Below are 24370 nucleotides of genomic sequence, written 5' to 3' on the forward strand. Positions count from 1 at the left end.
GCGTCACCCCCGACCGCTGGGGCCCGGTGGCGACCGGAGGGTTTCCGGCGCGGCTGGCCGACGACCGATAGACACCGCTCGGCCCCACCCGACGGACGGAGTCCGGCGCAGCGCCTCGAAGCCTGCGAAGCAGTGCGAGAGGCGCCGACAAAAGGGGCCCGCGAGGCGATGCTGAGACAGGGCAAGTCCCTCATCCGCGTCACCCCCGACCGCTGGGGCCCGGTGGCGACCGGAGGGTTTCCGGCGCGGCTGGCCGACGACCGATAGACACCGCTCGGCCCCACCCGACGGACGGAGTCCGGCGCAGCGCCTCGAAGCCTGCGAAGCAGTGCGAGAGGCGCCGACAAAAGGGGCCCGCGAGGCGATGCTGAGACAGGGCAAGTCCCTCATCCGCGTCACCCCCGACCGCTGGAGCCCGGTGGCGACCGGAGGGTTTCCGGCGCGGCTGGCCGACGAGGGGTGAAGGGGGTCAGCCGCGGCTGACCATCGCCTCGATGCCCGCGATCAGCAGGTCCAGGGCGAAGGTGAAGTCGCGGTCCAGCATCTCGGCGACCGTGTCACCGCCGCGGGCCGCCACGAGGTCCCTGGACTCCTCGATGGCCCCGGCGGTCTCCGGGGTCTCGGCCACCATGGCCATGGCCTGCTGGTAGTACTCGTCGGCGGTCAGCCCGGAGTCCGCGATCCGGGCGCTGAAATGGCTCTCGATCGTGCCGTAGCCGTAGACGAACTGGAAGACCGCCGAGATCGCCCCCATCACCCCGTGCGCGGGCAGCCCGGCCCGGCGCACGACCCGCTGGACCACGCGGGAGAAGGCCAGCGAGTTCGGGCCGATGTTGAGATAGCTCCCCGCGAGCGGCGACAGCCAGGGGTGCCGTACCAGCAGCGCCCGGTACTCGGCGGCCAGCGCGCGCAGCTGCTCGCGCCAGTCCTCGCCCCCGGCGTCCGGATCGGGCAGCGGCAGCTCCCCGAAGGCGGCGTCCAGGGCGAGTTCGAGCAGGTCGTCCTTGGTGTCGACGTACCAGTACAGGGACATCGCGGTGACGTTCAGCTCGGCGGCCAGCCGGCGCATGGAGAACTTCGCCAGCCCTTCGGCGTCCAGCAGCCGTACGGACGCGTCGGTGATCCTCTTGCGGTCCAGCCCCGAGGGCTGGCCGCCGCGTCCGCTGCGCTGTGCCTTCTCCCCCTGGAACCAGACGCTGCCCCGCGCCGACCGCGCACCCTGCTCCACCATCGGCGCCTCTCCCTCCGCGGACTCCGGCCAAGTGGTCCAACTTTAGGGGCGCGGCCTACGCCGCCGCCCGCTCCGCCCTGCGCAGCAGCCCCGCCGCCACGAACCCCCCGACGAGCACGGCCACCGCGCCCACCAGCTGACCGGCGCCCAGACCGGCGGACAAGGACGCCCCCGACGCGACGGAGGAGCTGAGGACCGCGCCCAGAACGGCCACGCCGAGACCGTTGCCGAACTCGGCGAGTGTGCCGTTGATCCCGGCCCCCACGCCCGCCTTCTCCGGCGGGATCGCGCTCATGATGGCGTGGGCCATCGCCGGGTTGGCGACCGCGCAGCCCGCGCCGATCAGCAGCAGGCCCAGCAGCGTACCGGCATAGCCGTTCGTGTCGATCTCGGCGATGGTCACCAGTCCCGCCGACATCAGCACCATGCCGAGCGCGATCGACACCGGCGTGCCGAGCCTCGTGGACCACTTCGCCGCGACACCGGTGAAGTTGAGCAGCACGACCGTCAGCGCCAGCGGAGCGGTGCGCAGCCCGGCCTCCAACGGCTCGTAGCCGAGCACGAACTGCAGGTGCTGGGTGAGCAGGAACAGCGAACCGGTCATGCCGAAGCTGAGGAGCACGGCCCCCGCGACCGCACCCGTGAACCGGCGGTCGCGGAAGAAGTGCAGGTCGAGCATCGGCTCCTCGGCCCTGCTCTCCCAGAAGGCGAAGGCCCCGAGCACCAGCACCGCCACGGCCGCGGTGGCGAGCACCCGCGGCGAGGTCCAGCCGTGGAGCGGGCCGGAGATGATCGCGAAGACGACCGCGGCCATGCCGACGGTGGACAGCAGCGCGCCGAACAGGTCCGGACGGTCCCCGCGGGGGTCCTTCGACTCCGGTACGAGGGCCACGACGGCGACCAGGGCCAGCGCCGCGACCGGGATGTTGACCAGGAACATCGAGCCCCACCAGAAGTGGCCGAGCAGGAAGCCCCCGATCAGCGGGCCGGTCGCGAAGCCGAGGGCGTTGACCGCGCTCCAGATGCCGATCGCCCGGGGCTGCTCCTCGGGCGTGAAGATCTGCATCGCGACCGCGAGCGTGGTGGTCACCAGCAGCGCGCCGCCTATGCCCATGCCGGCCCGCGCGGCGATCAACTGCCCGGTGGAGTGGGAGAGTCCGGCCGTGAGCGAGCCGATGCCGAACAGGGCGAGACCGGCCATGAGCATCTTCTTGCGGCCGTAGCGGTCGGCGGCGCTGCCCGCGGTGAGCAGCAGACCGGACTGCACCAGAGAGTAGGCGTTGATCATCCACTGGATGTCCGAGGTGGCCGCGTGCAGCTCGCGGGTCAGCGAGGGGATGGCCACGTTCAGGACGGTGTTGTCGAGCAGCACGGTGAGCTGCGCGAGGCAGATGACGCCGAGGATCAGCCACCGCTGGGGGTGACCCTGGTGGCCCTGGGGGCCTTGATGACCTTGGGGGGTGGACATGTTGTACACCGTATAGCGGTCACTATACGGTGTACAACGCGTTATCGGTTCCGGTGTGTCAGCCGCTCTTCTTCCGCGTGAGGTCGTAGAAGGTGGCCGAACCGACCGTCACCTTCTCGAAGTTCCTCTGGACCCACGAGCTGATCTGCGAGGCGGAGCCGTTGCTGCTGGTGCCCATGCCGCCGCCCATGCCGCCGCCGGCGATGAAGTAGTGGATCCTGCCGTCCGCCACGTACTTCTCGAACTGCGCCAGTGTCGGGGACGGGTCGGTGCCGTTGAAGCCGCCGATCGCCATCACCGGGTCACCGGTGGCCAGCTGGTAGCCGGCCGCGTTCTGGGAGCCGATGGACGCGGCGACCCAGGTGTACTTCGAGGCGTCCTGTGCCAGCAGCTTCCTGGCGGCGGAGGAGACGTCCGCGCCGTTCAGCAGGCCGCCGGCACCCATGCCGCCGCCCATGCCGCCCTCGCCCGTCCGGCCCGCGCCGGGGAAGCCGTTGCCGTTGTGCCGGCCTTGGGTGTTGCCGTTCCGGCCCGGCATGCCCCCGCCCGGGAAGCCGCCGGTGCCACCGCCCGGGAAGCCGTTGCCGTTCTGCTGACCCCGGCCCTGCTGCCCCTGCCCGCCGGGCGTGCCGCCGCCGAAGCCGCCGCGCATGCCGCCCTTGCCGCCGCCCGGACCGCCGCCGAAGCCCATCATGCTCGCGCCCGCCGGACCGGCCGTCGGGATGGAGCCGGTGTGCGCGGAGTCCACCGTGCTGAGGGTGTACGCCGTCGGACCTGCGAGCGCGGCCACGAGGCCCACCGCCGCGGCGCCGAGGGCCAGTTGCCGGGAGATCCGGCCCGCGAGGACCAGGCCCAGCGCGGCGGTCAGACCGCCGATCAGCACCAGCCACTTCAGCCAGGGAAGGTAGTCGGCGGTGCGGTTGAGCAGGACGTAGCCCCAGACCGCGGCCGCGACCACGGAGGCGGCCAGCGTGATCGACGCCCACAGCTCCTGCCGCTTCTCCCACAGCAGCCCGGCGCCCATGCCGATGACGGCCGCGAGGCAGGGGGCGAGGGCCACGGTGTAGTACTGGTGGAAGATGCCCGCCATGTAGCTGAAGACCACCAGGGTGATCAGCAGCGAGCCGCCCCAGACCAGGAACGAGGCCCGGGTGACGGAGGTCCGCTTCAGCTTGCGGGTGGCCACCAGGCCGGCGGTCAGCAGGATCAGCGCGGCCGGGAGCAGCCAGGAGATCTGGCTGCCGATCTCGGAGTTGAACATCCGGTCCCAGCCGGTCGCCCCCCACCGGCCGGTGCCGCCCGCGCCGCCCATGCCGCCGACGCTGCCGGTCTCGTCGCCGTTGATCCGGCCGAGGCCGTTGTAGCCGAAGGTCAGCTCCAGGAAGCTGTTGTTCTGCGAACCGCCGGTGTAGGGGCGCGAGGAGGCCGGCCACAGTTCGACGACCGCGACCCACCAGCCGCCCGCGACGACGAGCGCGAGGGTGGCGGCGGCCAGCTGGCCGAACCGCCTCTTCACCGGGACCGGGGCGCACACCGCGTACACGATCGCCAGCGGCGGCAGGATCAGGAACGCCTGGAGCGTCTTGGCGAGGAAGGCGAAGCCGATCGCGGTCCCGGCCCACACCAGCCACCTCGTCCGGCCGTCCTCCACGGCCCGTACGACGAAGTAGCAGGACAGAGCCATCAGCAGGGCCAGCATCGCGTCCGGGTTGTCGAACCGGAACATCAGCGCGGCCACCGGTGTGAGCGCGAGGACCGCGCCCGCGATCAGACCGGCCCCGGGACTGAACCGGCGCCGTACGCCCGCGTAGACCACCGCGACCGAGCCCACGCCCATCAGCACCTCGGGGGTGAGGATCGCCCAGGAGTTCAGGCCGAAGATCCGGACCGACAGCTCCATCGGCCACAGGAACGCCGACGGCTTGTCCACGGTGATGGCGTTGCCCGCGTCCAGCGAGCCGAAGAAGAACGCCTTCCAGGACCTGCTGCCCGCCTGCACGGCCGCCGAGTAGAAGGAGTTGGCGTAGCCGGAGGCGCTGAGGTCGTACAGGTAGAGGAGCAGGGTGGCGGTCAGCAGGGCGAGGAGGGCCGGGCGCGCCCAGCGCGGGTCCTCGGGCCGGCCGCGCCACAGCCTGGGGAAGAAGGGCCGCTGGGGCTCACCGGCCCGCGGGGCCGGCGGGGGAGCCGCGGCGGACGGCACCCACGCGGCCGTGCCGCTGTGCTGGTCGACGGTCATCGGGGGTCCCTCGGATCGGTGTCGTGGGGGCGCGCCGGCTGCAACCGCAGGGTGGCGTCCCGCCAGGTGCCGTCCCCGGCTTCGTACGACCGCTGGTGCGGCGACGGTGCGTACGGGGTGTGCCCGGCGACCACGGTCGAAACAGGGCCGGGGCCGGCGCCAGGGCCCGAACCCGGGCCGGAGTGGCCGCGGTCCGGGAAGACCCAGGCGCGGAAGAGCAGGAAGCGCAGCACGGTCGCGGCGAGGTTGGCGGCGATGAGCACCGCCAGCTCCGTGGAGTGCGCCGGGCTGGAGCCGGCCGCGTTCAGGGCGGCCAGCGAGCCGCTGGTCAGGACGAGACCGATGCCGAAGACGACCAGGCCCTGCGCCTGGTGCCGGACGGCGCCGCCCCGGCCGCGCACCCCGAAGGTGAGCCGGCGGTTGGCGGCCGTGTTGGCGACCGCCGAGACCAGCAGGGCCAGCGCGTTGGCGACCTGGGAGCCGGAGAACTGCCGGAAGAGGCTGTAGAGCACCAGGTAGAAGAGGGTCGACAGGCCGCCGACCACGCAGAAGCCGACGAGCTGGCGGGCCAGCCCCTTCGGCACGTCCTGGATGTCACGGTCGCGCGGGTCGTCGCCGAAGGGCCGGGTGAGCCGGTCCAGCGACAGCGAACCGGTGGCCAGGGCCTTGCCGACCCGCCAGACGCCCTTGAGGTCGTCGGTCGCGGTCTTCACGAGGTGCACGGTGGAGTTCGGGTCGTCGACCCAGTCGACCGGCACCTCGTGGATCCTGAGCCCCGCGCGCTCGGCGAGCACCAGCATCTCGGTGTCGAAGAACCAGCCGGTGTCCTCCACCAGCGGCAGCAGCACCTGGGCCACATCGCGCCGGATGGCCTTGAAGCCGCACTGCGCGTCCGAGAAGCGGGCCTGGAGCGAGCCGCGCAGGATCAGGTTGTAGGTGCGGCTGATGAACTCCCGCTTGGGGCCGCGCACGACACGCGAGCTGCGGGCGAGCCGGGAGCCGATCGCGAGGTCGGAGTGGCCCGAGATCAGCGGCGCCACCAGCGGCAGCAGGGCGTTGAGGTCGGTGGACAGATCGACGTCCATGTAGGCGAGGATCGGCGCGTCGGACGTGGACCACACGGTCGCGAGGGCCCGGCCGCGGCCCTTCTGCTCCAGGCGGAAGTTGGTGACCTCGGGGATCTCCTGCTCCAGCCGCGCCGCCACCTGGGGGGTGGTGTCCGTCGACGCGTTGTCCGCGACGGTGATCCGGAACGCGTACGGGAACGTGCGCTTGAGGTGGTCGTGCAGTCTGCGGACGCACGGCTGGAGGTCCTTCTCCTCGTTGTAGACGGGGATCACTACGTCCAGGACAGGCGTACCGGCGTCTGTGGCCGGGAGGTGCTCCCGCGCCGGCAGAGTGCCGGGAGAAGAGTCGGTTCGCATGGGACCGACTCAACTCAAACCCCCTGTTGCGCCCATGTGGTGGCACTGTGCTGTGCCTGTGAGTGCGATTGCCGGTCGGTTTCGGGGGCCGGGCGGGGAACGACGGGAGTGAGGGCGGGCAGATGCACGGTGAACACGGTCCGCCCGGGAACGCTGTCCACGGTCACCGCACCGCCGTGCGCGGTCGCGACGGCCTGCACGATGGCGAGCCCGAGCCCGGTGGACCCGGTGGAGCGCGAGCGCGCGGAGTCGCCGCGCGCGAACCGCTCGAAGACGTGCGGCAGCAACTCGGGTGGTATCCCCTGCCCGTTGTCCTCGACATCGACGCACATCCAGGGCCCGCGCCGCTGCACGCGCGCGGTGACGGTCGTCCCCGGTGGCGTGTGTTTACGGGCGTTGCCGAGCAGGTTGACCAGCACCTGCTGGACGCGGGCCGCGTCCGCCGACACGAGCGCGGGCTCGTCGGGCAGATCGAGCCGCCAGTTGTGGTCCGTGCCGGCCGCGCGGGAGTCGCTGACGGTGTCCACGACGAGCGGGATGAGATCGGTCTGCTCGAACTGGAGCGGCCGTCCGGCGTCGAGCCGGGCGAGCAGCAGGAGATCCTCGACGAGGAGGGTCATCCTGCCCGCCTCGGACTCGATCCTGCCGAGGGCGTGCCGCGTGTCGGGCCCGACCTGTTCGCGCCCGCGCCTGGTCAGCTCGGCGTAGCCGCGGATCGACGCGAGCGGCGTGCGCAGCTCGTGGCTGGCGTCGGCGACGAACTGCCGTACCCGCATCTCGCTCTGCTGCCGGGCGTGCAGGGCGCCGTGCACATGGTCGAGCATGCGGTTGAGCGCGGCGCCGACCTGGCCGACCTCGGTGTGCGGATCGCACTCGGACTCCGGGACCCGCTCGCTGAGCCTCACCTCGCCGGTGTGCAGCGGGAGTTCGGAGACGTGGGTGGCGGTGCCCGCGACCTTGCGCAGGGGGCGGGTGGCGACACCGACGAGCACGTAACCGGCGATGCCCGCGGCGACGAGACCGGCGGCGGTGACGCTGATCTCGACGAGGATCAGGGTGTCGATGTTGTCGTCGACGTCCTTGGTCGGCAGGGCGATGTAGTACGCGTCGCTGCTGTCCCGGCTCGTCACGTACTTCACGAGGTAGTCCCCGAGCCCGGGGATCTCCACGCTGTGCGCCTTGTTGTCCTTGGGCACGGCGTTCAGCGCGTTCTTCTGCGCGGCGGTGAGGTCGTCGGCGCGCATCCGCTTGAAGAGGCCGTAGTCGTCGTTCTGCTGCTGGGCGACAGCGCCGGAGCTGATCGAGCCGTTCTGCACGTACGCCGCGACGGTACGGGGCTGCGTCGGGCCCTTGGTGAGCAGGTTGTCGACCTTGTCGCTCGGTGTCACAGCGTGCAACGCCGACGGGTCCGGGAGCGCACCGGGCCTCAGACCAGCCGGAGCCTGCAGATGGCCGACCGCCCGCGCGGCGGTCTCGTCCACCTTGCCCTCAAGCTGCCCGTACAGATGCGAGCGCAGCGCCAGCGTCGTCACCGTGCCGATCACCGCGCACACCACGGCGATCAATACCACCGACGCGACGACGAGCCGGGTCCGCAGGGTGCGCGGCTGTCCGGGCCGTCGCTTCAGTCGTTTCTGTTGCTTGCGGGAACCCGGCCGTCGTCGTCCGCTCATGACACGGCGGGCTTGATCAGGTAACCGGCCCCACGCCGCGTGTGGATCATCGGCTCGCGTCCGGCGTCGATCTTCCGCCGCAGATACGAGATGTACAGCTCGACCACGTTGGCCTGACCGCCGAAGTCGTACGACCACACGCGGTCCAGGATCTGCGCCTTGCTGAGCACGCGCCGCGGGTTGCGCATGAGGAAGCGCAGCAGCTCGAACTCGGTGGCGGTGAGGTGGATGTTCGCACCGGCCCGCGACACCTCGTGGCTGTCCTCGTCCAGGGTCAGGTCCCCGACGACGAGCACGGAGTCCGAGCGCCGGTCGGCGGCACCGGACCGGCGGATGAGCCCCCGCAGCCGCGCCACGACCTCTTCCAGACTGAACGGCTTGGTGACGTAGTCGTCCCCGCCCGCGGTGAGCCCGGCGATCCGGTCCTCGACGGCGTCCTTGGCGGTCAGGAACAGGACGGGCACGTCGGGCAGTTCGCGGCGCAGCCGGCCGAGGACGGCGAGCCCGTCCATGTCGGGCAGCATCATGTCCAGGACGACGGCGTCGGGCCGGAACTCCCGGGCGGTCTGTATCGCGCCCTGTCCGTCGCCCGCGCTCCTGATCTGCCAGCCCTCGTAGCGAAGGGCCATGCTCAGCAGTTCGGTGATCGACAGCTCGTCGTCCACCACAAGCACGCGGACGGGGCTCCCGTCCGGCCTCAGCAGTTCGGTGCGCCCCTGGGGCGAGGTCGTGGTCATGGTGCACACCTTGTCCGGGCCCTCTGAGAAGACGCTTTCCACACTCTGTGATTTCCCTGAGAAACGCACAGGCGGCTCTCAGGCGGCGCCTGGGAAGCGCCCCGGCCTCACGCCGGCCGGCTGAAGGCGTGGCTGTGCTCGACGCGGGCGATGTGGATCACGTACCGCTCGTACCACCGCTCCCGTCCGCGCCGCTTGGCGTCGAGGTGCTCGGGATGCTCCCGCCACCGCTCGATCCCGTCCAGGTCCCGGAAGTAGGCCACCGATATGGCGAGTCCGTCCGGACCGGGGCCATGGGCGAAGTCCTCCCCGAGGAAGCCGGGGATCTCCCGGACGAGACCCGAGAGCCGGGCGGCGGTCCGCTCGTACGCACCGGGTTCGTCGTCGACGCGGCGTACCGAGGTGAACACGACGGCGTAGTAAGGGGGTTCGTGGGCGGGAGTGGGAACGACAGTGGTGTCCGGTTGCTCGCTCATGACGACCACCGTCGGCCAACGCCCTGCCGCGCGTCCATGGACCTTGCCGAAGGGGATCCGTCCGGGATCCGATTCTTTACGTCCGGTCAGAACAACAGGTCCGGCTCCTGTCTGAACTCCCGCACCGGAAAGCCGAGTCGGCCCTCCCCGGACTCGCCCGGCACCAGCCCCCACCCCGCCATCAGCCGTGTGTCGAGCACGACGACCCCGCGCCCGCCGACCGCCAGATGCAGATCGGGCCCGGCGGCCGCGACCAGCTCACCGCTCACGGCGCCGCCCGGCACCAGCTCCAGGACCTCGCCGAACGCGCCCGGGGCCCGGTCGAGCCCGAACACGCCGAGATGATCGGTGACATGGCACTCGGCGGCTCGCAGGGACTCCGGCCACGCCGGGAGCGCCACGGCCCGCGCATGCAGCTCCCGCACCTCGGCGGCGCGCTCCGCCGCGGCCCGGGGCAGCGCCGCCCGCACCGCCCGCTTCTCGGCGTACGGAATCCGGTCCGGCACCCGCAGCGCGGCTCGCAACAGCTCCTCGGTGCGCCGGGCGGCCATCAGCGGGCCGGTGCCGAGCCAGCTGAAGCAGACGGCACCCTGCTCCAGCAGCCGGGCGTCCCCCCGCTCGACCGCGGTGATCCCGACCTTGACCAGCCCGGGCCCGAACCACGCCAGATACACCCGGTACGGCCGGGGGTCGTCGGCGATCGTGTCGGCGGCCACGGAGTGCGCCCGGTCCAGCCGGGCGCACTCCTCGCACCGGGCCCCCGTACTCCTGCCCGGCACGCCGGCCCGCACCGGGCAGCTGTTCCCCCGCGCCCCGACGCAGGTCCGCACCCCGCCCCCGGGCACGGCGAAGGCGATCCGCTTCCCCCACGCCGGCGCGCTGCGCCGCCCGCCGTCCCAGACCAGCACCGGCCCGTCCGCCGACCAGCGCAGTCCCGAGCATTTCCATTCGCGTGCCATCCCTTCCGAGAGTAGAGGGAGGGTCTGACAGCGGGCCGGGAGCGGCGGACGAGGGTGTTCACTCGGCGAGCGCCGGGGCGACCGGTTCGGCCGCCGAGCGCGCGGCCACCGCGGCGACGCTCCGGCCGCGCCCCGCCAACCGGCAGCTCACACACCCCGGATGCCCCTCCCGTGCCCGCGTGTCGCGGACCCGCATCCCCCACTGGTCCCGCGGCCGCACCCCCGGCGGCTTCCCCCAGCCGGACAGATGCAGCACCCACGTCACGGCGACGCTCACCGCCACCACGACCAGCCCGCCCCCGACCACCGGCAGCGAGGCCGCGCACACCCCGAGCCCCACCACGGTGCCGCCCACGGTCGCGACGCCGAAGCCGGTCCAGCCGGCGATCGTGTGACCCTCGTCGTACAGACTCATAGCCGCCTCCAGAGACGAGCCGAACTCTCTCACGAACTAAGAAGTTACGCCGCCGAATATCTCACGAACTAAGGGATCACGAAAGATGCACGGCACGCCGCGACCGTCCGCCACCCCGGCCATGGCACTGTCGGCGATGGACCACCTCATCGCCGCCCATGTGATCGGACAGCAGGAGCTGGCCCGGCGACTGGGCCTGAACGTCACCGACCTGACCTGCTTCGCCTTCGTCCTGGAGGCCGGCGACGCACTGCTGACCGCCGGCGACCTGGCCGCCCGGGCCCACGTCACCACCGGCGCGGTGACCGGCATCCTCAACCGCCTCGAACGGGCCGGCTACGTCACGCGCCGCCCCGACCCCAGCGACCGGCGCCGGGTCCGCGTGGCCGCCGTACCGGACGCCGTCACGCGCGTCGAGGCGGTGTACCGGGGTCACTACAAGCGGCTGACGGACCTGTTCTCCGCCTACTCCCCCGAGGAACTGGCGGTCATCACCGACTGGTTCTCCCGAGCCACGGACCTCGCGCACGCGTACCTGGAGAAGCTGAACCGGAACGACCCCGACGAGGAGTGCTGAGCGGGCGGGTGGCCGGCGGCACCACACGCGCTGCGCACGCGGTGCGCACACCGTTCGAGCAACCGACCCCGTGACGACCGGTGGATCAGCCCGCCAGCACCCCAACTTGTCCAGACACCTTTTCTCCACGGATCGATCCATCGATGTTCGCGTCGATGTTCTTTCCGCCGTACCGGCGAGTATCTAGAGTCTGTCGCGCTGTCATGGACGCGCCCCGATCGTCGGCCACGCACCGGCCGGCCGGGGCCTCCTCCCCCTTCCTTCTGGAGAGCGCATGGTCTCGCGTCGTACCGCTACCGCCCTCACCTCCGCGGCGGCGGCCCTGCTGCTCGGCGCCGGCGGCTACACGGCCCCCGCCGCGAGCGCGGCCACCGGCACCGAGCTGTCGGTGTTCGCCTGGAACGTCGACCTCGGCACCCCGGTCGTCGACACGACCCAGAACGAGAAGGCGGCCCAGCGCACCCCGGTCATCGAGTCGGTCATCCGCAAGCACAGCGCGGACGTGGTCGTGCTGGACGAGGACTTCAACAACACCTCGACCGCCGACATCACCAGCAAGCTCGCCGACCTGTACCCCTACCACACCCCGGTCGTCGGCCAGACGTGTTCCGGCGGCGGCTGGAACGGCATCAGCGGCGACTGCTCCAACTCGCTGTTCGTCATCAACGGCGGCACGATGATCCTCTCCAAGTACCCGATCACCGCCCAGTACGCCCACGTCTTCAGCAACTCGACCTACGGCACCTGGGACTACCACGCCAACAAGGGCGCGGCGCTGGCGCAGATCGACAAGGGCGGGGTGAAGAGCTGGGTCGTCGGCACCCACCTCCAGGCCGACGAGTCCGACACCTCCACCGACACCACCCAGGCCACGCGCCTCGCCCAGCTGGGGGAAATCCGCTCCTGGGCGGACGGCATCGCCGGCACCAGCGGCCCGGTGCTGATCGGCGGCGACATGAACGTGGAGTACTACGGCGGCCAGTCGCGCGGCGACTACGCCCACGCCCAGAGCGCGGTGAACGGCGTCCTCGGCACCCCCGCCACCGACTCCTCCCAGACCCTGCGGACCATGGACTGCCCGGTCTCCGCCTGGTGCCAGTACATGTCCGGCGTCGAGTCCTTCCCGAAGGACTACCGCGACGACCTCGACTACATCGGCTACCTGAACGCCGACGGCCGCCCGGTTCCGGCCGCGATGTCCGCGGTCAAGGTCGACTTCGACCCCCAGTCCGGCTGGACCAGCGGCCAGACCGACACCAACGCCCCCAGCGACCACTACCCGGTCGAGGCGGCCTTCCAGCTGAACTAGTCCGCCGAACTAGTCCGCCGAACCGTTCCGTCCGGCGCCGACGGCCCCGGATTCCCTCCGGGGCCGTCGGCGCCGGTGACCGTTCGGCCCTGTGGCAGTGCCGTTCGGCCCTATCGCCCCGGCCCGGGACCGACCAGCCTGAAGAGATCGGCAAGGGAGGTCGTCATGGACGACCGCGACTTCCAGGCACATGGCCTGATCGACGAGTTCTTCGACCGGGGTCTGCCCGTGTACGAGGCGGCCGGCCCGCGTTGGCGCGAGAGCGGACAACTCGACCCGCTCACCGTCGCCCAGATCCGCATGTGGGCCGCCAACCGCACCCTTGCCGCCTTCAGACCCGGAAGGTCCGACACCGCGCGGGCCCTGCGGGAGGTCGAACGCAACTCCCTGGACCGATGGCTCACCGACCAGGGCTTCATCTCCCCGACATGACGACGGCGGCCTGGGCGGGTGCCTCGTCCAGTCTCGCCTCACCGGGTCTCGAAACCGCAGGTCAGCGGCATGAAGCGGTTGTTCCCGTCCGGATCTGTGCCGACGGCCACAGCGAACGGGACGGATGTGGGCGCATACTGAGCCATGACAAAGCCTGCTACGCCGAAGCGTCATCTGCCTACCAGCCCCTTCAAGGCCCCGGCGACACCGGCTCCCAAGCACTTCGCCTTGGGCGACCAGGTCACGCACGACATGTACGGCCTCGGCCGAGTGATCGGCATCGAGGACGGGGTCGCGGCGCTCGTGGATTTCGGCTCGGCGCAACAGCGGATTCTGAGCCCGTACGCCAAGATGACCAAGCTGTAGGACCGCTGTGCCCGGTCACGGCACACCAGGACCCTTCAGGGACCTGTAACGAAAGAGAGTCCTCTCATCGATCTGACATCGCTGTTCTCCGCCCTGGAAGGGCAACCCCGCTGCTCCACTGCAGCATCGCCGCCTCCGGCGACCAACCCCTTCCAGGCCCCCGATTTCGGGGAAGACGAGACCTTGCCCCTTGAGGACGCACAGGAGCCCGCCCCGGGCATGCGGGCGGCACGACCCAAGGCGGCTTAGCTCCACCAATGATGGTGGCTCCGGCAACCGGCAGGGGCCATCTCGTGTGCCGCGGTGAGAAGTGCGGCCGTCACGGTTTCCGTCTCGTTCAGCCCCGTTCACCGTCGTTCGGACGAGACCGTATGCCGGGTCCTTCCCGTAGCCAGGCCACCCATGAACGCAGGTGAACAGCCCTGGATGTACTGACCGCGTGCGCGTGGGACCCCGGGTGCCGCCTGCCATGCGCCCTCCCATACGTCTGCACGGTCACGCACGCTGGTTGTCGACAGGCGAGCTGGACTGCCGGGGGTGGGCGGTGGGCGAGTGGAAGCAAGGGAAGTGCGGTTGGCCAACGGCGGTCGGCGGTCGCTGCCAGAACAAGACAGTCAAGGGCACATCGCGTTGCTACCTCCACCAAGGTGACTGGACGAAGCGCGGCCAAGCCGAGTTGAAGAAGAGGGCGAGCAAGCGCCGCAAGAAGTGAGCCGGAGCCGCGGCGGTCTGACTGCGTGACAACGCTGACGAACATCGGCGGACGAGCGCGAACGTCTGTGGACCATCAGCGCAGGTGAAACGCGCAGCAGCCCAAGTCAGCACCCCGTCCCAGTTGCTTCGGGACGAAGCGGTCCCGTAGGCAAGACAGGGTCAGTCAGTCAGGCACGCCCAGGTCCTCACGCATGATCCGGCGCATGGCAGTCAGTGCGGGTTCTGCCGCCTTCAGGTCGATGAGTGCCTGATCCGCGCTCTCCCTTTCCCGAGCCAGACCCCGATCAATGCGCTTGGCAGTAGCGTCGATCGCGGCCAGGACGACGTTCAACTCGCGAGAAGCCCGGAGTACCGCTTCAGGGACGATCATCTGAGCCTCGGCGTAGCGATCCCGGTAGTCCCGTCGCGCCTCCTCGACCTGGGCACGGTCGTCGTCGGTGTAGACACCGTCTCGCATGCGATGGAGGGCGTCTTTCAGCATGGTGTGGAAGTGACGGGACGCACGGTTCATAGCGCTGTACGCAGCGCGCCGTTCCTCAAAGATCCGTCTTCCCTCCTCAGCCTGCCTCTCTTCCGCCCGCTGGCGCTTCGTCGTCCAAGTCGTGATCACAGGCGCCAGGAGCGTGCCGAGTACTCCAACGACGGCAGTGACCATGGCGGCAGTCGTGGCACCCATGCGGGCGACCCTAGCGGCTGGCCGCTTTCGCTGGCCCCAGAACGGCCCGCTGACATCCATGCCTGACATCAACGACACCAGGCAGGGGCGCACGCAGGCGTCTCTATGCAGCTGGGAAGACGGCCGGCATCACCGAGCCCACGGACTCCGGATCGAACTCCTAAAGCGGTTGTCGCAGGTTCGATCAGCCGAGGTAGGGCCGCTCCCGGTGCTCCAGGAAGTGACGGATCCGGAGCCGCTGCGTGTGGTGCATCGGCAGTTGATCGATCTCCTCCGGCTGGACGAACCGCAGCTCCGTGGACTCATCCGAGATCGCGAGCTGGCCCCCGACCACACGGGCGGTGAAGCAGACGTTGAACTGTCTGCGCACCTCACCGTCCGAGTAGGCGATGATGTGGCGAGGATCGGTGTACATGCCCACGAGCCCGGTGATCTCCACGTCCAGGCCCGTTTCCTCCTTCACCTCGCGAACGGCCGTTCCCGGGAGTGAGTCGGTCATCTCCATGCCGCCACCAGGGAGCGCCCAAAGGTCGTTGTCCCGTCGGCGCTGAAGGAGTACGCGCCCTTCATCGTCGGTGACCACGGCGGACGCGGCGACCACCAGGCTGTTCGGCTCAGGCGCCGCTGGGTCGTCGTAGTACTCGGTCCGTGCCATGGTCAGCCCTCTCCTACTGGCGTCGCGGTCTCCCACACCGCGTCGAAGCTGCTGGCGTAGGTGTCGAACATGCCGCCCTCTCCGTTGCGCCGAAGATGCCACACGGGAGCACCGTGGGCGTTCAGGCCCCAGACATGGGCATTGACCAGCGCCTGGTCATCCGCACGGTAGATCGAGTTGTAGAGCGTGGTGGCATGGGTCCGCACCTCGATGCCAGGCACCCCGGCAAGGGGGCGATAGTGCATGAGGGCGAGTCGGCAGCGGGACTCGAGTGATCTTGTAGACGGATCACCCGGTCAGCTCACAACAGCAGGGGAGCGACCAGCACCGTATTACACAGCGTGCCGGTCCGAAATGCAGCGTCCGAGTCCGACTGCGAGCCTGGGCGCAATCCCCCCGCCCACTCAAGGAGTGACCCCATGGGCATGAAGGACGAGATGCAGCAGAAGGCGCAGCAGGCCAGGCAGAAGGCACAGCAGGCCAAGCAGCAGGCTCAGCAGCGCGGCCAGCAGACGCAGGACAAGGTCCGTGAACAGCAGCAGCAGAGGCAGCAGCAGAGCCAGCAGTCTCTCGATGACATCCAGGACGACCTCGGCGACTGACTTCCAGGACAACACTGCTGCAGTCAGCGCGCCCTCGGACGTAGCTGCTGAGCTTGCGAGCCTCCCTCACCGTTGTTGGGTGAGGGAGGCTCGGCGTTTTCCACCCAGCATGAGCTGGCCGCCGTTGCCTCGCATCGGCCCCGGCAGCGGTTGCCGTCAAACACTGCCGTCAAAGCAAAAGCCAGAGGCCCTGTGGATCACTCCACAGGGCCTCTGATTTGTTGTGCACTCGGCAGGATTCGAACCTGCAACCTTCTGATCCGTAGTCAGATGCTCTATCCGTTAAGCTACGAGTGCTTGTTCTTTTGTTCTTGTCTTCGTTTCGGCCCTTTCGGCCCGTCCCGGCGACAGGAAGAACATTACATGACTGCCGCCGCCATGTGAAATCCGTTCCCCAAACCCCATCTGACCTGCGGAAACGCCAAACAGGGGCAGTGGGTGGCGATGATCCGGGAACGCCGAAGCCCCGGTCCTGGGGACCGGGGCTTCGGGATCGGTGCGGAGGCGGAGGGATTTGAACCCTCGATGGGCTTTAAGGCCCAAACCGCATTAGCAGTGCGGCGCCATAGACCGGACTAGGCGACGCCTCCAGCACAACCGCTCACGCGAGCGCGTGAGTGGTGCGTGCAGATGATGACACAGCCTCGCGGCCCGTCACCAATCGAGCTCCACGGTACTAGGCACGGGGGCCGCAGGGCAAAGGGCTTCCACCCGGCGGGGCGCAACGTCCTGACGGCGGAGCCGTTGGGCAGGGCATGGTCTTTCTCTCTCAGCGGGGGTCCGTACGCGTCCCCCTCCGGCACGGGCGCCGCGACGGCGAGCACACCGTCCTCGCCGTGTCCTCCCTCGCCGCCGTCTCGGCCCTGGTCTCCCTCGCCGCCGCACCCGCCGTCGCCGCGCCCGCCGGGCCGCCGCCCGTGCGGCCCGAGGACCGGGCCGGCGATCACCTGACCGTCGCCGTGCAGCACGCCGGGTCCGGGAAGGACGGGGCGTACGAGCTGTTCTGTCATCCGGACGGCGGAACCCACCCGGACCCGGCCGGGGCCTGCCGGGCACTGGACGGGACCACGCAATGGGGGCGGGACCTCTTCGCCCCGGTGCCCCCCGACTCCGTCTGCACCATGATCTACGGCGGTCCGGCCACCGCCCATGTCACCGGCACCTGGGCCGGCCGCCCCGTCGACGCCGTGTACGACCGCAGCAACGGGTGCGAGATCGGGCGGTGGGACCGGATGGTGCCGCTGCTGCCCGCTCCGGGATCGGCCTAGGACCCCCGGCCGGTCCACCCGGTCCGCGCGGCGCGCCCGATCCACCCGGTCCGCCCGTGCGCCCGGCGTGCCCGGCGCGCGGGCGGTTCCCGGAAGTCTCTCCGGTGCCTGCCGGCCGGATCACTCCCGCATCACCCAGGCCGTAAAGGTCCCGCGAAGGTCTTGCGGAGCACGGGGCGGAACGGGGGCCGGAACCGGCGCCGTGGCCGGTGGTCGTGCACAGGTTCGGTGTCACTTCCTCGTGGGACCTCCCTCTCATCCGGCGCCGCGAGCGCAACACGTGCGCATAGACTCCCTCGCGTGACACGTCGCGGGCCGGTTGGCAAGATGGCCCGAGCGGTCGGCAAGGTGCGGTAACAGGGAGGAAGGCGTCTCGTGAGCAGCAGGCCATCCCGAGGCGCTGCTCGCCTCGCAGCCATACTCGACGCTCTGCCGGACGCGTTGGTCCTGGTCAACGCCAACGGAACCGTCGTCAACGCCAACACCATCGCGCTTGAGGCATTCGAGGCGCCGGGTACGGCTCTCGTGGGGCGTGGGCTGCTCGATCTGCTGCCCGAGTTCGACTCGCGGCTGATCCCGGGCTCGATGCGGCGGCCCGATCACATGGACCCGCACGGCCGGACCAAGCCGACCCGGATGATCGCCCGGCGGACCGACGGCTCGTCGTTCCCCGTCGAGGTCACGAGCGCGAACCTGGAGAACGGGCAGCAGGCGTACGACGGTTACGGCTACACCGGCGACGAGCTGCTGATGATCGTCGTACGGGACCTGTCGGGGACCGTGGACACCGAGGCGGAGCTGGCGCGCTCGCAGCGGCAGACCGAGATGATTCTGCGCGCGGCCTCGGAGGGTGTCGTCGGCACCGACACCGACGGGCGGATCGTGCTCGTGAACCCGGCCGCCGCGCAGATACTGGGCTACCGGGCCGGTGAGCTGGGCGGCAAGGAGCTGCACGGCCTCGTGCTGCACTCGCGCGGCGACGGCACGCCCTTCCCGTACGAGGAGTCGCCGCTCGCCGACACCCTGCGCTCCGGGCGCAAGCACCGGGTGCGCGGGCAGGTGATGTGGTCCAAGGGTGAGCAAAAAGTCTCCGTCGATCTCACCACGGCTCCCGTGCGCGACGGGGACCAGCTGGTCGGCGCCGTGATGACCTTCACCGACCGGCGGCCGTACGAGGCGCTGGCCGAGGAGAAGGCCGCCCAGGAGAAGACGCACGCGGAGGAGATCGAGCGGCTCTCCGAGGAGCACGCCTCCGATCTGACCGCGCTGCGCCAGAAGCACGTCACCGAGGTCGAGGAGCTGCGCGAGGCGCACGCGGAGGAGACGGCGGCGGCCGAGGAGCGGTACGCGGCGCTCGGCGAGCGGGAGAAGGACCGGTACGAGGCGCTCGCCGGCCGGCACGACCAACTGCTGACCCTGCTCGGGCAGTCGCTGCGCGGGCCGCTGGACGAGCTGCGGCGCGAGCTGTCCGCGCTGGCCGCGGACGACGCCGGACAGCTGTGGCCCGAGGCCAACCAGGTGCTGCATCACCTGTCCGCCGGGTACGCGCGCATCACCACCCTCATCGACAACGTCCTCGGCTACCAGCGGCTGGACACGGGCAGCGAGAGCATCACCCGTACCAAGGTGATGCTGGACGCCGTCGTCGCCGCCGGTGTCGACGGCGCGGTGGAGCTGATCGGTCCCGGCCGGGTGCAGTTCGCCGTGCACGCGCCGCCCATCGAGGCCGAGGTCGACCCGCAGCGGCTCGCGACCGCGCTCGCTCACCTCGTGGCGGACGTGGCCGGCGTCGACGCCACCGGCAACGCGCCCGCCTCCACGGGCGGTTACCTGGACAACACGGTCGTGGTCGCCGCCGCCCAGCGCGGCGAGGTCGTCCGCATCGAGGTGCGCGGGCCGTACTCCGGGGGAGACCCGGTGCACGAGCCGATCGTGCGCGGGATCGTGCGGGCCCACGGCGGGGTGCTCCAGACGCACGAGGTGCCGGGGATGAGCGGCAGCGCGTACGTGCTGGAAGTCCCGATCGGCGGGGGCGCCGGGTCCGTGGCCGCCCTGCCGGCCGTGGCCGAGGCCGGCGCGGACGAGAGCGGCGCGGCCGACGGGCACACGGCGGACGGGCACACGGCCGGCGGGAACACGTTCGGCGGTGGCGGACGGCGGCGGGCCCGGCGGGCCTCCACGGACGCCTTCCTGGAGAGCGGTGACGGGCCCGGCGGGGGCGAGACCGGTGAGGCGGAGGCGCCCGCGCCGACCGGGCGGCGGCGCCGGCGTGCCGCCGCGCCCGCCGAGGAGGCCGCCGTCGCCGTGGTCCCGGCCGAGGGCGAGCGGACGGCATCGGCATCGGCATCGTCCAGCGGCTCCGGACGGCGCCGCGGCCGGCCCGCCGAGAACGGCGCCGGTGACGCCGGTGACGGTGCGGGCGTCAGCGAGGGCGCCGTGGTGACCGCGGCCGAGCATGCCGCGGGAGCGGCCGCCGCCGGTACGGGACTCGGCGCCGCCGTGCCGCCGCAGGGCGTGCCGGTCCGCCCCGACGCCGGGGCACCGGCCCAGGCCGCGCTGCCGGCCGCCCTCCCGGCCGGGCAGAACACCGCGGGCGACGCTCCGGGTGCGCAGGACGCCCCGGGCGAGGGCGCGCAGCCGACCGGGCGGCGCCGACGGGCGCTGGCCGCCGCGGCCGAGCGCGCCGCCGCGCAGGAGGCGGCCGGGCCGCGTCCGGTCTTCGCCCTGCCGCCGGCCGAGGCCGACCGCGCACCGCGCTCCGCCGAGCCGGTGAGCCCCGAGGCCCGGCCGCAACCGCAGCCGCAGGTACCGCCGCAGCTCCCGGCGCCCGTCGAGGCGGCGCCCGGTGACGCCGGCCGGCACGACGCCGTACCGCTCGACCAGTCCGAGGACCACACCCCGCCGCAGCCGCACCCCACCAGTGCGCCGACCGGCCGGCGCCGCCGTGCCGTGGCCCCGCAGGCCCAGGGTGCGCCCGCGCCGGAGACCGCGCAGGCCCAGCCTGTTCCCGCCGCCGTTCCGGCGCAGGGTACGGCCGGTCAGGGTGTCCCCCTCCCCGCGCAGGCCGGTCCCGTGCCGGTGCCGGCCCAGCCGGTCGCTCCGGGGCAGACGGCGCCCGGTGCCCAGCCCGCGGCACCGGCTCAGGGCGGCGCCGCCACCGCCGCGCCCGCCGTACCCGGTCAGCCGCTGCCCGCCCAGACGGCCCAGGCACAGGCCCCGGCCCCGGCGCAGACGTCGACCCCGCCCGGCGGTACCCCGGCCGCGCAGCCACTGCCCGCCGAGGCCGCCGCGGCGGCCGTCGCCGCCGGTGCCGGACGGGCCCCGGCGCCCGCGACCGCGGTCCCGCAGCAGTGGCCCGGTGCCGACGACACGTCGGGCGCGGGCACTCCCGTGGCCGCCGCGGCACGGCCGGCCCAGCCGTTGCCCGCCGACGACGCCGCGGCCGACCCGAACTCCACGCAGGGGCGCGCGATCAGCGTCCGTACTCTCGGACAGGGCGTGCCGTTCGCGCGGCAGGCGGCGCAGGTGCAGCAGCCGACACAGACGCAGACCCCGCCGCCGCACGCGCCCGGCGGTTCCGGCCGCCGGCGCAAGCTGGGCACGCCTCCCGACCCGGCGACCCGCCCGGAGGCGGCCGAGGGGGCGCCCGCGCAGCCCGCCGTGGCGCAGCCGTCGCTCGGCGGGCAGTCCCGGCCCGCGCCGGGCACCGAGGGCGCCGGACGGTCGTACGCCATAGGCGCCCCGGACGCCGACGCCGCCGAGGGGCCCGAGCCGCTCGACGGTCCCGGCGGGGCCGTCGAGGTCGCGGACCCGCCGCGGCCGCAGCCGATGGACGACGAGCTGCCCCCGGAGCCGCTGGACAACCCGCGCCGGCTGCTGGTGTGGCCCGCACCGGACGTGACGACCCAGCAGGCGCTGAGCGACCGCGGCTACCGCCCGGTGATCGTGCACTCCCGTGAGGAGGTCGACGCGCAGATCGCGGCCTTCCCCGCCGCGCTGTTCGTGGATCCGCTGACCGGGCCCATCACGCGCACGGCCCTCCAGTCGCTGCGCCAGGCCGCCGTGGCCGCCGAGGTGCCGGTGCTGGTCACGGCCGGGCTCGGGCAGGCGACGCGCGAGGCGGCGTACGGCGCCGATCCCGCCGTGCTGCTGAAGGCGCTCGCGCCGCGCGACAGCGAGCAGCACCCGCCGCGCGTCCTGCTCATCGAGGAGCACGCGGAGATCGCGCTGGCGCTGACCGCGACGCTGGAGCGGCGCGGCATGCAGGTGGCGCGCGCCGCGAACGACAACGACGCGGTGACGCTCGCGGGGCAGTTCCGGCCGAACCTCGTGGTGATGGACCTGATGCAGGTGCAGCGGCGGCAGCCCGGAGCCGGGTTCGCCGGGATCATCGACTGGCTGCGGGCGAACAGCCGGCTCAACCGCACCCCGCTGGTCGTCTACACCGCCGCCGTCGACCAGGCCGACCTGCCCCGGCTGGCCTCGGGCGAGACGGTCCTGTTCCTCGCGGAGCGGTCCACGAGCGCCGAGGTGCAGAGCCGGATCGTGGACCTGCTGGCGCGGATCGGCACCAACTAACGTAGCGCCCCCACACGTCACCGGCCGGTCAGGAACCGTTCGTTCCCGACCGGCCGGCGCACCCGCCCTGCGGGGTCAGAGGCGGGTGACGTCCAGGGCGCCGTCCGCGTACTGCCGGCGCAGCACCTTCTTGTCGAACTTGCCCACGCTCGTCTTCGGCACCGACTCGACGATCGTCCAGCGCTCGGGGAGCTGCCACCTGGCGATGTGGCCCTCCTCGGCGAGGAACGTGCGCAGGGTCGTGAAGTCGGCGTGCGCGCCCTCCCTGAGGACGACCGTGGCCAGCGGGCGCTCGCCCCACTTCTCGTCGGGTACGGCGACCACGGCGGCCTCGGCGACGTCCGGGTGGGACATCAGCGCGTTCTCCAGCTCCACGGAGGAGATCCACTCGCCGCCGGACTTGATGACGTCCTTGGCGCGGTCGGTGAGGGTGAGGAAGCCGTCGGGGGAGATGGTGCCGACGTCGCCGGTCTTCAGCCAGCCGTCCTCGCTGAACTTGTCGGCGGGGCGCAGCGGTTCGGCGTCCGGGCCGTTGTAGTAGGCGCCGGCGATCCAGTTGCCGCGCACCTCCAGCTCGCCCGCCGACTCCCCGTCCCAGGGCAGGCGCTCGCCGCCGGGGCCGCTGAGCCGGGCCTCGACGCCGGCCGGGAAGCGGCCCTGGGTGAGGCGGTAGGCGAACTCCTCGTCGGTGCCGACCGCATGGGCCGGCGGGCGGGCCACCGTGCCGAGCGGGGAGGTCTCCGTCATGCCCCAGGCGTGGCAGACCCGCATGCCGAGCCGGTCGAAGGCCGTCATCAGGGAGGGCGGACAGGCCGCGCCGCCGATGGTGACCTGGGTGAGGGAGGAGACGTCGCGGGGCTTGGCGGTCAGCTCGGCGAGCAGGCCCTGCCAGATGGTGGGCACGGCGGCCGCGTGGGTCGGCTTCTCGCGCGCGATCATCTCGGCGAGCGGCGCCGGCTGCAGGAAGCGGTCCGGCATCAGCATGTTGACGCCGGTCATGAAGGTGGCGTGCGGCAGGCCCCAGGCGTTGACGTGGAACTGGGGGACCACCACCAGGGAGGTGTCCTGGTCGGTCAGGCCCATCGACTGCGTCATGTTGACCTGCATGGAGTGCAGGTAGATCGAACGGTGGCTGTAGACCACGCCCTTGGGGTCGCCGGTCGTGCCGGAGGTGTAGCACATGGCGGCGGCCCGGCGCTCGTCCAGCTCGGGCCAGTCGAACGTGGTCGGCCGGTCCGCGATCAGTTCCTCGTACTCGTGCACCCGCGCGCCGGCACCGGTGAGCGGGGAACGGTCGCCCGGGCCGCAGACCACGATGTGCTCGACGGTCGGCAGCTCGGACAGCAGCGGCGCGAGCAGCGGGATCAGTGAGCCGTTGACGATGACGACCTTGTCGGCCGCGTGGTTGACGATCCACACCAACTGCTCGGCGGGCAGCCGCAGATTGAGGGTGTGCAGCACCGCGCCCATGGACGGGACCGCGAAGTACGCCTCGACGTGCTCGGCGTTGTTCCACATCAGGGTCGCGACCCGGTCGTCGTCCCGGACGCCCAGTTCGTCCCGCAGGGCGTTCGCCAGCTGTACGGCGCGGGCGCCCGCCTCGGCGAAGGTGCGGCGCTGCGGCTCGCCCTCGCCGGTCCAGGTGGTGATCCGGGACTGTCCGTGGATCTTCATCCCGTGTTCGAGGATCCGAGTCACGGTCAGCGGTACGTCCTGCATGGTGCTCAGCACGGCGGTCCTCCCGGGGCGGCGTTGCCCTGCGCGGCAGTAGGGGTAGGGCAGATTCTGCTCACATACCGCGCGGTATGTCACTAGGGAGTACGTCACCACGCGAACGGGAACTCGACGCCGGTGAGGGTGCGCGTGGGGTGCCGGGCTAGCGGGCGAGGCCCAGCTCCGGGTCCTCGCGCAGCTTGCCGAGCGCGCGCGACACCGCCGACTTCACGGTGCCCACCGACACGCCGAGCACCTCGGCGGTCTGGACCTCGCTGAGGTCCTCGTAGTACCGCAGGACGACCATCGCCCGCTGCCGCGCCGGCAGTTTCATGATCGCCCGCCACATGGCGTCGCGCAGCGCCTGCCGCTCGGCCGGGTCGTCGTCGCCGGGCACCGGCTCCGGCTCGGGCAGCTCGTCGCAGCAGAACTCGTCCACCTTGCGCTTGCGCCACTGCGAGGTACGGGTGTTCAGCAGCGCACGGCGCACATAGCCGTCCAGCGCCCGCTGGTCCTCGATCCGGTCCCAGGCCACGTACGTCTTGGCGAGCGCGGTCTGCAACAGGTCCTCGGCATCGCTCGGGTTCGCGGTCAGCGAGCGTGCGGTGCGCAGCAGGACCGGCTGGCGGGCCCGGACGTACGACGCGAACGACGGGTACGTGGGGGCAGCGCCGCCCTGGCGCACTCGGGCGTGGGGGAGGGTCTGTCCCGCTGGTGCGGCGGCAGCCGAGGCGCTGGTGCAGACGGGTGTGGTCATGGCTCCACGCTAGGAGCGGGAGCCGCCCCGGCGGATCGCCCGCAGGTCCCGAAGCGGCGTCCCCCTCAGGTTGTAGGGGTGGGGCGGGCTCCACCTCCTGAAGG

The 24370-nt window shown here is 71.7% G+C and carries 20 protein-coding genes, 2 tRNA genes and 3 pseudogenes; 9 read left to right on the forward strand and 16 right to left on the reverse strand.

What is annotated here, in order from left to right; genetic code table 11:
* Positions 1 to 159: 159 nt before the first annotated feature.
* Positions 160 to 267: pseudogene (locus ACFC8N_RS10205) on the forward strand (PPOX class F420-dependent oxidoreductase); the annotation flags it as partial.
* 88 nt (positions 268 to 355) lie between these two features.
* Positions 356 to 463 (forward strand): annotated as a pseudogene (locus tag ACFC8N_RS10210) (PPOX class F420-dependent oxidoreductase); the annotation flags it as partial.
* Between the two features lie 6 nt (positions 464 to 469).
* Here ACFC8N_RS10210 and ACFC8N_RS10215 read toward each other — a convergent pair.
* From ACFC8N_RS10215 to ACFC8N_RS10255, 9 genes are all read right to left on the reverse strand, one after another.
* Positions 470 to 1231: a TetR/AcrR family transcriptional regulator gene (locus ACFC8N_RS10215; protein WP_356029895.1), complete on the reverse strand. Its 762-nt coding sequence runs from the start codon at positions 1229 to 1231 to the stop codon at positions 470 to 472.
* Between the two features lie 55 nt (positions 1232 to 1286).
* A complete protein-coding gene (locus tag ACFC8N_RS10220) occupies positions 1287 to 2708 on the reverse strand; it encodes an MFS transporter (protein ID WP_376287834.1) in 1422 nt (473 codons plus the stop codon).
* A 49-nt stretch (positions 2709 to 2757) separates the two neighbouring features.
* Complete coding sequence (locus tag ACFC8N_RS10225) at positions 2758 to 4935, reverse strand: ArnT family glycosyltransferase (RefSeq protein WP_376287836.1); 2178 nt, start codon at positions 4933 to 4935, stop codon at positions 2758 to 2760.
* Positions 4932 to 6359 (reverse strand): glycosyltransferase, encoded by a 1428-nt coding sequence (locus ACFC8N_RS10230; protein WP_376287838.1) that lies wholly within the window; start codon positions 6357 to 6359, stop codon positions 4932 to 4934. The genes ACFC8N_RS10225 and ACFC8N_RS10230 overlap by 4 nt, the downstream gene beginning before the upstream one ends.
* Positions 6360 to 6373: 14 nt before the next feature.
* Entirely contained in the window at positions 6374 to 8032 is a 1659-nt protein-coding gene (locus ACFC8N_RS10235; RefSeq protein ID WP_376287840.1) for a sensor histidine kinase, read from the reverse strand.
* A complete protein-coding gene (locus tag ACFC8N_RS10240; RefSeq protein WP_356029890.1) occupies positions 8029 to 8769 on the reverse strand; it encodes a response regulator transcription factor in 741 nt (246 codons plus the stop codon). The genes ACFC8N_RS10235 and ACFC8N_RS10240 overlap by 4 nt, the downstream gene beginning before the upstream one ends.
* A 107-nt stretch (positions 8770 to 8876) precedes the next feature.
* Positions 8877 to 9245 (reverse strand): antibiotic biosynthesis monooxygenase, encoded by a 369-nt coding sequence (locus tag ACFC8N_RS10245; RefSeq protein ID WP_356029889.1) that lies wholly within the window; start codon positions 9243 to 9245, stop codon positions 8877 to 8879.
* 86 nt (positions 9246 to 9331) lie between these two features.
* Entirely contained in the window at positions 9332 to 10204 is an 873-nt protein-coding gene (locus ACFC8N_RS10250) for a DUF2797 domain-containing protein (RefSeq protein ID WP_376287842.1), read from the reverse strand.
* Between the two features lie 58 nt (positions 10205 to 10262).
* On the reverse strand, positions 10263 to 10619 hold the full coding sequence (locus tag ACFC8N_RS10255; protein ID WP_376287844.1) for an HGxxPAAW family protein: 357 nt from the start codon (positions 10617 to 10619) through the stop codon (positions 10263 to 10265).
* A gap of 85 nt (positions 10620 to 10704) precedes the next feature.
* On the opposite strand from ACFC8N_RS10255, the gene ACFC8N_RS10260 reads away from it, so the two are divergent.
* From ACFC8N_RS10260 to ACFC8N_RS10275, 4 genes are all read left to right on the forward strand, one after another.
* On the forward strand, positions 10705 to 11196 hold the full coding sequence (locus ACFC8N_RS10260) for a MarR family winged helix-turn-helix transcriptional regulator (protein ID WP_376287846.1): 492 nt from the start codon (positions 10705 to 10707) through the stop codon (positions 11194 to 11196).
* Between the two features lie 274 nt (positions 11197 to 11470).
* Positions 11471 to 12505 (forward strand): sphingomyelin phosphodiesterase, encoded by a 1035-nt coding sequence (locus ACFC8N_RS10265; protein ID WP_376287848.1) that lies wholly within the window; start codon positions 11471 to 11473, stop codon positions 12503 to 12505.
* A gap of 165 nt (positions 12506 to 12670) precedes the next feature.
* Positions 12671 to 12937, forward strand: a complete 267-nt coding sequence (locus ACFC8N_RS10270) for a hypothetical protein (protein ID WP_356029884.1) — start codon at positions 12671 to 12673, stop codon at positions 12935 to 12937.
* 144 nt (positions 12938 to 13081) lie between these two features.
* The gene (locus tag ACFC8N_RS10275; protein WP_376287850.1) at positions 13082 to 13303 is read left to right on the forward strand and encodes a hypothetical protein; all 222 of its coding nucleotides are present in this window, start codon (positions 13082 to 13084) and stop codon (positions 13301 to 13303) included.
* Positions 13304 to 14180: 877 nt separating this feature from the next.
* Here the strand turns inward: ACFC8N_RS10275 and ACFC8N_RS10280 are convergent.
* The 3 genes and pseudogenes from ACFC8N_RS10280 to ACFC8N_RS10290 form a co-directional block, all read right to left on the reverse strand.
* The gene (locus tag ACFC8N_RS10280; RefSeq protein ID WP_356029882.1) at positions 14181 to 14693 is read right to left on the reverse strand and encodes a hypothetical protein; all 513 of its coding nucleotides are present in this window, start codon (positions 14691 to 14693) and stop codon (positions 14181 to 14183) included.
* A gap of 184 nt (positions 14694 to 14877) precedes the next feature.
* Positions 14878 to 15348, reverse strand: coding sequence for an NUDIX domain-containing protein (locus tag ACFC8N_RS10285; protein ID WP_376287852.1), 471 nt, complete (start codon positions 15346 to 15348; stop codon positions 14878 to 14880).
* Positions 15349 to 15350: 2 nt separating this feature from the next.
* A pseudogene (locus ACFC8N_RS10290) lies at positions 15351 to 15620 on the reverse strand (XRE family transcriptional regulator); the annotation flags it as partial.
* Positions 15621 to 15767: 147 nt separating this feature from the next.
* On the opposite strand from ACFC8N_RS10290, the gene ACFC8N_RS10295 reads away from it, so the two are divergent.
* Positions 15768 to 15950 carry a hypothetical protein gene (locus ACFC8N_RS10295; RefSeq protein ID WP_356029880.1) on the forward strand — a complete coding sequence of 61 codons (183 nt, stop codon included), beginning with the start codon at positions 15768 to 15770 and terminating at the stop codon, positions 15948 to 15950.
* Positions 15951 to 16174: 224 nt separating this feature from the next.
* Here the strand turns inward: ACFC8N_RS10295 and ACFC8N_RS10300 are convergent.
* Positions 16175 to 16247: transfer RNA gene (locus ACFC8N_RS10300), tRNA-Arg, on the reverse strand.
* 202 nt (positions 16248 to 16449) lie between these two features.
* Positions 16450 to 16540: transfer RNA gene (locus ACFC8N_RS10305), tRNA-Ser, on the reverse strand.
* 165 nt (positions 16541 to 16705) lie between these two features.
* On the opposite strand from ACFC8N_RS10305, the gene ACFC8N_RS10310 reads away from it, so the two are divergent.
* Both ACFC8N_RS10310 and ACFC8N_RS10315 read left to right on the forward strand, forming a co-directional pair.
* On the forward strand, positions 16706 to 17218 hold the full coding sequence (locus tag ACFC8N_RS10310) for an SSI family serine proteinase inhibitor (RefSeq protein WP_356029879.1): 513 nt from the start codon (positions 16706 to 16708) through the stop codon (positions 17216 to 17218).
* Positions 17219 to 17593: 375 nt separating this feature from the next.
* Complete coding sequence (locus ACFC8N_RS10315; RefSeq protein ID WP_376287854.1) at positions 17594 to 21796, forward strand: PAS domain-containing protein; 4203 nt, start codon at positions 17594 to 17596, stop codon at positions 21794 to 21796.
* A 75-nt stretch (positions 21797 to 21871) separates the two neighbouring features.
* On the opposite strand, the gene ACFC8N_RS10320 is transcribed toward ACFC8N_RS10315, so the two are convergent.
* Together ACFC8N_RS10320 and ACFC8N_RS10325 are read right to left on the reverse strand one after the other, a co-directional pair.
* Positions 21872 to 23527 (reverse strand): long-chain fatty acid--CoA ligase, encoded by a 1656-nt coding sequence (locus ACFC8N_RS10320; protein ID WP_356029877.1) that lies wholly within the window; start codon positions 23525 to 23527, stop codon positions 21872 to 21874.
* Between the two features lie 145 nt (positions 23528 to 23672).
* On the reverse strand, positions 23673 to 24266 hold the full coding sequence (locus ACFC8N_RS10325) for a SigE family RNA polymerase sigma factor (RefSeq protein ID WP_362820616.1): 594 nt from the start codon (positions 24264 to 24266) through the stop codon (positions 23673 to 23675).
* Between the last annotated feature and the right edge of the window lie 104 nt (positions 24267 to 24370).

The organism is Streptomyces sp. NPDC055966 (assembly GCF_042269865.1).
GTDB lineage: Bacteria > Actinomycetota > Actinomycetes > Streptomycetales > Streptomycetaceae > Streptomyces.

Excerpts from the sequence above, each read along its gene's own strand:
- ACFC8N_RS10325 (WP_362820616.1), bottom strand. The coding sequence starts at position 24,266 with ATGACCACACCCGTCTGCACCAGCGCCTCGGCTGCCGCCGCACCAGCG.
- ACFC8N_RS10235 (WP_376287840.1), bottom strand. The coding sequence starts at position 8,032 with ATGAGCGGACGACGACGGCCGGGTTCCCGCAAGCAACAGAAACGACTG.
- ACFC8N_RS10280 (WP_356029882.1), bottom strand. The coding sequence starts at position 14,693 with ATGGGTGCCACGACTGCCGCCATGGTCACTGCCGTCGTTGGAGTACTC.
- ACFC8N_RS10225 (WP_376287836.1), bottom strand. The coding sequence starts at position 4,935 with ATGACCGTCGACCAGCACAGCGGCACGGCCGCGTGGGTGCCGTCCGCC.
- ACFC8N_RS10230 (WP_376287838.1), bottom strand. The coding sequence starts at position 6,359 with ATGCGAACCGACTCTTCTCCCGGCACTCTGCCGGCGCGGGAGCACCTC.
- ACFC8N_RS10255 (WP_376287844.1), bottom strand. The coding sequence starts at position 10,619 with ATGAGTCTGTACGACGAGGGTCACACGATCGCCGGCTGGACCGGCTTC.
- ACFC8N_RS10215 (WP_356029895.1), bottom strand. The coding sequence starts at position 1,231 with ATGGTGGAGCAGGGTGCGCGGTCGGCGCGGGGCAGCGTCTGGTTCCAG.
- ACFC8N_RS10270 (WP_356029884.1), top strand. The coding sequence starts at position 12,671 with ATGGACGACCGCGACTTCCAGGCACATGGCCTGATCGACGAGTTCTTC.
- ACFC8N_RS10245 (WP_356029889.1), bottom strand. The coding sequence starts at position 9,245 with ATGAGCGAGCAACCGGACACCACTGTCGTTCCCACTCCCGCCCACGAA.
- ACFC8N_RS10240 (WP_356029890.1), bottom strand. The coding sequence starts at position 8,769 with ATGACCACGACCTCGCCCCAGGGGCGCACCGAACTGCTGAGGCCGGAC.
- ACFC8N_RS10250 (WP_376287842.1), bottom strand. The coding sequence starts at position 10,204 with ATGGCACGCGAATGGAAATGCTCGGGACTGCGCTGGTCGGCGGACGGG.
- ACFC8N_RS10310 (WP_356029879.1), top strand. The coding sequence starts at position 16,706 with ATGGTCTTTCTCTCTCAGCGGGGGTCCGTACGCGTCCCCCTCCGGCAC.
- ACFC8N_RS10265 (WP_376287848.1), top strand. The coding sequence starts at position 11,471 with ATGGTCTCGCGTCGTACCGCTACCGCCCTCACCTCCGCGGCGGCGGCC.
- ACFC8N_RS10260 (WP_376287846.1), top strand. The coding sequence starts at position 10,705 with ATGCACGGCACGCCGCGACCGTCCGCCACCCCGGCCATGGCACTGTCG.
- ACFC8N_RS10295 (WP_356029880.1), top strand. The coding sequence starts at position 15,768 with ATGGGCATGAAGGACGAGATGCAGCAGAAGGCGCAGCAGGCCAGGCAG.
- ACFC8N_RS10285 (WP_376287852.1), bottom strand. The coding sequence starts at position 15,348 with ATGGCACGGACCGAGTACTACGACGACCCAGCGGCGCCTGAGCCGAAC.
- ACFC8N_RS10275 (WP_376287850.1), top strand. The coding sequence starts at position 13,082 with ATGACAAAGCCTGCTACGCCGAAGCGTCATCTGCCTACCAGCCCCTTC.